We start from the raw sequence: 6136 nt of genomic DNA on the forward strand, positions 1-6136 counted from the left end.
AGTGAGCATCAGCGTCAGGACGGCGCCAAGCAAGATTCGTTTCATTTTGCGTTTCTTCTCGCCGTAGATGATGAACGGAATCATGGCGAAGAAAGAGATCAGCAGCGCGGTGAGATAGACCCACCAGTGCTGCTCCTTGGGCAACCCGGCTCTTTCCACCAGTGCCAGCGGCAAGGCAACGAAGCTGGACATCAACATGGCATGTAACACAAAGATGCCGAGGTCCAGGCGCAACAGGTCCGGATGCTTGAGTGTCGGCATCAAGGCCTGACGCGCCACGCCGGATTCACGATGGCTCAGCGGCCCGGTGGATTTCGGCACCATGAACATAATGATCAGGATGCCCACCAGCGCCATGCCGCCGGTGGCGAGAAACAGTCCGGACAGGCCAAAGGCCCGGGTCAACAACGGCCCGACCACCATCGCCACGGCGAACGACAGACCGATGGTCATGCCAATCATGGCCATGGCTTTGGTGCGGTGTTGTTCACGGGTCAGGTCGGAAAGCAACGCCATCACCGCCGCAGAAATTGCCCCGGCCCCCTGCAGGATGCGTCCGGCAATCACGCCCCAGATCGAATCGGCCTGAGCCGCCAGCACACTGCCGAGGGCGAAAACGATCAGCCCGAGGAAAATCACCGGACGCCGGCCGATGCGGTCGGAAATGATCCCGAACGGAATCTGGAAAATCGCCTGGGTCAGGCCGTAAGCGCCAATCGCCAGCCCGATCAGGGCCGGGGTCGCTCCCGCCAGGTCCATGCCGTAGGTCGCCAGGACCGGCAACACCATGAACATGCCAAGCATACGGAAGGCGAACACCAGGGCCAGACCGCTCGCTGCGCGGGTCTCGCTGCCACTCATGCGTTCGCTGTGGGGATCGTGCATGGAAAAACCTCGTGTGAACCGGCGGCGATTCTACCAGTCCCATCGAAAGACGGGGTATATCGCGACGCTATGACGCGTATAGATGAAACTCTCTTCATGCAAGGCAAAAAACCCTTCATTTGATAGTGTGCATCCATCCAGTATTTGCCCGTATACTCCTACGTTTTCGACGCCCGCCGAGCGAGGCCACTTTGGACAAGATCCTGATACGTGGGGCCCGTACCCACAACCTGAAGAACATCGACCTGACCCTGCCACGGGACAAACTGATCGTCATCACCGGCCTGTCCGGATCCGGCAAGTCGTCCCTGGCCTTCGACACGCTGTACGCCGAAGGTCAGCGCCGCTATGTCGAATCCCTGTCGGCCTACGCCCGACAGTTCCTGTCGATGATGGAAAAACCCGACGTCGACACCATTGAAGGTTTGTCGCCAGCCATCTCCATCGAGCAGAAGTCGACCTCGCACAACCCGCGCTCCACGGTCGGCACCATCACCGAAATCTACGATTACCTGCGTTTGCTGTATGCACGCGTCGGTACGCCACGCTGCCCGGATCACGACATTCCGCTGGAAGCGCAGACCGTCAGCCAGATGGTTGACCTGGTGCTGGCGCAGCCGGAAGGCAGCAAGCTGATGTTGCTGGCGCCGGTTGTTCGCGAACGCAAAGGTGAACACCTGTCGGTGTTCGAAGAGCTGCGCGCCCAAGGCTTCGTCCGGGCGCGGGTCAATGGCCGCATCTGCGAGCTCGACGAGCTGCCGAAACTGGACAAACAGAAGAAGCACTCGATCGATGTCATCGTCGACCGTTTCAAGGTCCGTGCCGACCTGCAGCAGCGTCTGGCCGAATCGTTCGAAACCGCTCTCAAGCTGGCGGACGGCATTGCCCTGGTGGCGCCGATGGACGATGAGCCGGGCGAAGAGATGATCTTCTCCGCGCGTTTTGCCTGCCCGATCTGCGGCCACGCGATCAGCGAGCTCGAGCCGAAGCTGTTCTCTTTCAACAACCCGGCTGGCGCCTGCCCGACCTGTGATGGTCTGGGTGTGAAACAGTTCTTCGACATCAAGCGCCTGGTCAACGGTGAACTGACCCTGGCCGAGGGCGCGATTCGCGGCTGGGACCGGCGCAACGTCTATTACTTCCAGATGCTCGGCTCACTGGCCTCGCACTACAAGTTCAGTCTTGAGAAGCCATTCAACGAGCTGACCGCCGAACAGCAGAAGCACATCCTGCACGGCAGCGGCTCACAGAATGTCGACTTCAAGTACCTCAACGACCGCGGCGACATCGTCAAACGTTCGCATCCGTTCGAAGGCATCGTGCCTAACCTTGAGCGCCGCTACCGCGAAACCGAATCGGCCAGCGTCCGCGAAGAATTGGCCAAGTTCCTCAGCACCCAGGCCTGCCCGGATTGCCGTGGCACCCGTCTGCGTCGTGAAGCGCGGCACGTTTGGGTCGGCGAGAAAACCCTGCCAGCGGTGACCAACCTGCCGATCGGCGATGCCTGCGAGTACTTCGGCGAGCTGAAGATGACCGGCCGCCGTGGCGAGATCGCCGACAAGATCCTCAAGGAAATCCGCGAGCGCCTGCAGTTTCTGGTCAACGTCGGCCTCGACTATCTGTCCCTCGACCGCAGCGCTGACACATTGTCCGGCGGCGAGGCACAGCGGATTCGTCTGGCCAGCCAGATCGGCGCCGGTCTGGTCGGAGTGCTGTACATCCTCGACGAACCCTCCATTGGCTTGCACCAGCGCGATAACGACCGCTTGCTCGGCACCCTCAAGCACCTGCGCGATATCGGCAACACGGTGATTGTGGTCGAACACGATGAAGACGCGATTCGCCTGGCCGACTATGTAGTGGATATCGGCCCGGGTGCCGGCGTGCATGGCGGGCAGATCGTGGCGGAAGGAACGCCCGCCGAAGTCATGGCGCACCCGGACTCGTTGACCGGTAAATACCTGTCGGGCCGGGTGAAGATCGAAGTACCGGCCAAACGCACGCCGCGCAACAAGAAGCTGACGCTGTCGCTCAAAGGCGCGCGCGGCAACAACCTGCGCAATGTCGATCTGGAAATTCCGATCGGCCTGCTGACCTGCGTGACCGGCGTTTCCGGCTCCGGCAAATCCACGCTGATCAACAACACGCTGTTCCCGTTGAGCGCTACTGCACTCAACGGTGCCACCACGCTGGAAGCGGCCGCGCACGACAGCATCAAGGGCCTGGAGCATCTCGACAAGGTCGTCGATATCGACCAGAGCCCGATCGGCCGCACGCCGCGCTCCAACCCGGCGACCTACACCGGGCTGTTCACCCCCATCCGCGAACTGTTTGCCGGTGTGCCCGAATCGCGCTCCCGTGGTTACGGCCCTGGGCGTTTCTCGTTCAACGTCAAGGGCGGGCGCTGCGAGGCCTGTCAGGGCGATGGTCTGATCAAGGTCGAAATGCACTTTCTGCCGGATATCTACGTGCCGTGCGATGTGTGCAAGAGCAAGCGCTACAACCGCGAAACCCTTGAGATCAAATACAAGGGCAAGAGCATCCACGAAACCCTCGAGATGACTATCGAGGAGGCACGGGAGTTCTTCGACGCGGTGCCTGCACTGGCGCGCAAGCTGCAGACGTTGATGGATGTGGGCCTGTCGTACATCAAGCTCGGGCAGTCTGCGACCACGCTGTCCGGTGGTGAAGCACAGCGGGTCAAGCTGTCTCGCGAGCTGTCCAAGCGTGACACCGGCAAGACCCTGTATATCCTCGACGAGCCGACCACCGGCCTGCATTTCGCGGATATCCAGCAACTGCTCGACGTGTTGCATCGCCTGCGCGACCACGGCAACACAGTGGTGGTGATCGAACACAACCTGGACGTGATCAAGACCGCCGACTGGCTGGTGGACCTGGGGCCGGAAGGCGGCTCCAAGGGTGGGCAGATCATCGCCACCGGCACGCCGGAGGAAGTGGCCGAGATGAAGCAATCTCACACCGGTCACTACCTCAAGCCATTGTTGATTCGCGATCGGGCCTGATCTGAGGGCATGAAAAAGCCCCTGTCACTTGTACAGTGACAGGGGCTTTTTTGTGTCTGCGCAATCAGGTGTGCGATTGCAGGTAATTCTCGAGACCGATGAGCTTGATCAGGCCCAACTGTTTTTCCAGCCAATAGGTGTGATCTTCTTCGGTGTCGTTGAGCTGAACACGCAGGATCTCGCGACTGACGTAATCCTTGTGCTGCTCGCACAACTCAATGCCTTTGCACAGAGCGGCGCGAACTTTGTACTCGAGACGCAGATCGGCTTCGAGCATCTCCGGAACGGTGGTACCGACGTCGAGATCGTCCGGGCGCATGCGCGGCGTGCCTTCGAGCATCAGGATCCGGCGCATCAGTGCGTCGGCGTGACCGGCTTCTTCTTCCATCTCATGGTTGATTCGTTCGTAGAGCTTGGTGAAACCCCAGTCCTCATACATCCGCGAGTGAACAAAATATTGGTCACGCGCGGCCAATTCGCCGGTCAGCAACGTGTTGAGGTAATCGATAACATCTGGGTGGCCTTGCATCGCCCTACATCTCCCTGCTTGAAAGTCGGTAGTTTGAACCAAGCCGACCGGAAGGTCACCCGTTTTGCGCAATAAAAGCGAAGATGTTCTGAGAAAAGCTGGCGAAATAACGCAAAAACCGCCCTCAATGAGGGCGGTTCTGCTTCTCGTTTAGACTTCGTTAAGCTGTACGTCGAGCAGCTTTGCGATTGCTTCTCCATACGCCGGATCGGCTTTGAAGAAATGCTGCAACTGACGGTCAACCACGTCGGGTGAAACACCGCTCATGGCGCCGGCGATGTTGCTGACCAGAAGCGCTTTCTGTTCGTCATTCATCAATCGGAACAACGCACCCGCATGGCTGTAGTAATCGCTGTCCTCGCGATGATCGTAACGATCTGCCGGACCGCTCAAGGCCAACGAAGGCTCAGCGTAACGCGGCGCCTGCTTCGGTGATTCCACGTAGCTGTTGGGCTCGTAGTTAGGCGCTGCACCACCGTTGCTGCCGAACGCCATCGAGCCGTCGCGCTGGTAGGTATTGACCGGGCTGCGCGGCGCATTCACCGGCAATTGCTGGTGGTTGGTGCCGACGCGATAGCGGTGTGCATCGGCGTAAGCGAATACGCGACCTTGCAGCATGCGATCCGGCGACAGACCAACACCTGGCACCATATTGCTTGGACCGAATGCGGCTTGCTCGACTTCTGCGAAGTAGTTCAGCGGGTTGCGGTTCAGTTCCAGTTCGCCGACTTCGATCAGCGGGAACTCCTTCTGCGACCAAGTCTTGGTCACGTCGAACGGGTTCTCGTAATGCGCTGCAGCTTGAGCCTCAGTCATGATCTGAATGCACACGCGCCATTTCGGGAAGTCACCACGCTCGATGGCCTCGAACAGGTCACGCTGAGCGTAATCCGGGTCGGTACCCGCGAGACGCGCGGCCTCGGCCGGCGCGAGGTTTTTGATCCCTTGCCGGGTCTTGTAGTGCCATTTCACCCAGTGACGCTCGCCTCGAGCGTTGATCAGGCTGTAGGTGTGGCTGCCAAAGCCATGCATATGACGATAGCCGTCGGGAATCCCACGATCCGAAAACAGAATGGTCACTTGGTGCAGCGCTTCAGGCGAATGCGACCAGAAGTCCCACATCATTTGCGCGCTTTTCAGGTTGCTCTGCGGCAGACGCTTCTGGGTGTGGATAAAGTCAGGAAACTTCAGCGGGTCACGAATGAAGAACACCGGAGTGTTGTTGCCAACGATGTCCCAGTTGCCTTCTTCGGTGTAGAACTTCAGGGCGAAACCACGTGGATCACGCTCGGTGTCAGCCGAGCCGCGTTCACCGCCTACAGTGGAGAAGCGCAGGAATGTTGGGGTTTGCTTGCCCACGGACTCAAACAGTTTGGCGCTGGTGTATTCAGTGATATCGCGAGTGACAGTGAACGTACCGTAAGCACCTGAGCCCTTGGCGTGCACACGACGCTCAGGAATGTTTTCACGGTTGAAGTGGGCAAGTTTCTCGATCAGGTGAAAATCGTCGAGCAGCAGCGGGCCACGAGGGCCGGCGGAGCGAGAATTCTGGTTATCAGCGACAGGTGCGCCACTGGCGGTCGTAAGCGTTTTGAACTGGCTCATACGGTCTTCTTCCTCTGTCAGTCTTGAAACTGCCGGCTAATCGGCTTGCTGGGAAGTATTGATCATCGATCTAACACCTACAAATTTTATT

4 protein-coding genes are annotated in these 6136 nt (G+C 59.2%); 1 reads left to right on the forward strand and 3 read right to left on the reverse strand.

Going from position 1 to position 6136, the window contains the following annotated elements:
- A partial coding sequence (locus HT737_RS12105; protein WP_182402666.1) for an MFS transporter occupies positions 1–885 on the reverse strand: 885 nt, incomplete at its 3' end.
- A gap of 191 nt (positions 886–1076) precedes the next feature.
- On the opposite strand from HT737_RS12105, the gene uvrA reads away from it, so the two are divergent.
- Positions 1077–3911 carry an excinuclease ABC subunit UvrA gene (gene uvrA / locus HT737_RS12110; protein WP_047296905.1) on the forward strand — a complete coding sequence of 945 codons (2835 nt, stop codon included), beginning with the start codon at positions 1077–1079 and terminating at the stop codon, positions 3909–3911.
- Positions 3912–3975: 64 nt separating this feature from the next.
- On the opposite strand, the gene bfr is transcribed toward uvrA, so the two are convergent.
- A complete protein-coding gene (bfr, locus tag HT737_RS12115) occupies positions 3976–4440 on the reverse strand; it encodes a bacterioferritin (protein ID WP_003228714.1) in 465 nt (154 codons plus the stop codon).
- Positions 4441–4590: 150 nt separating this feature from the next.
- Complete coding sequence (locus tag HT737_RS12120; protein WP_095668188.1) at positions 4591–6045, reverse strand: catalase; 1455 nt, start codon at positions 6043–6045, stop codon at positions 4591–4593.
- Positions 6046–6136 lie beyond the last annotated feature (91 nt).

This window comes from Pseudomonas sp. MD195_PC81_125 (assembly GCF_014060985.1).
GTDB lineage: Bacteria > Pseudomonadota > Gammaproteobacteria > Pseudomonadales > Pseudomonadaceae > Aquipseudomonas > Aquipseudomonas parakoreensis.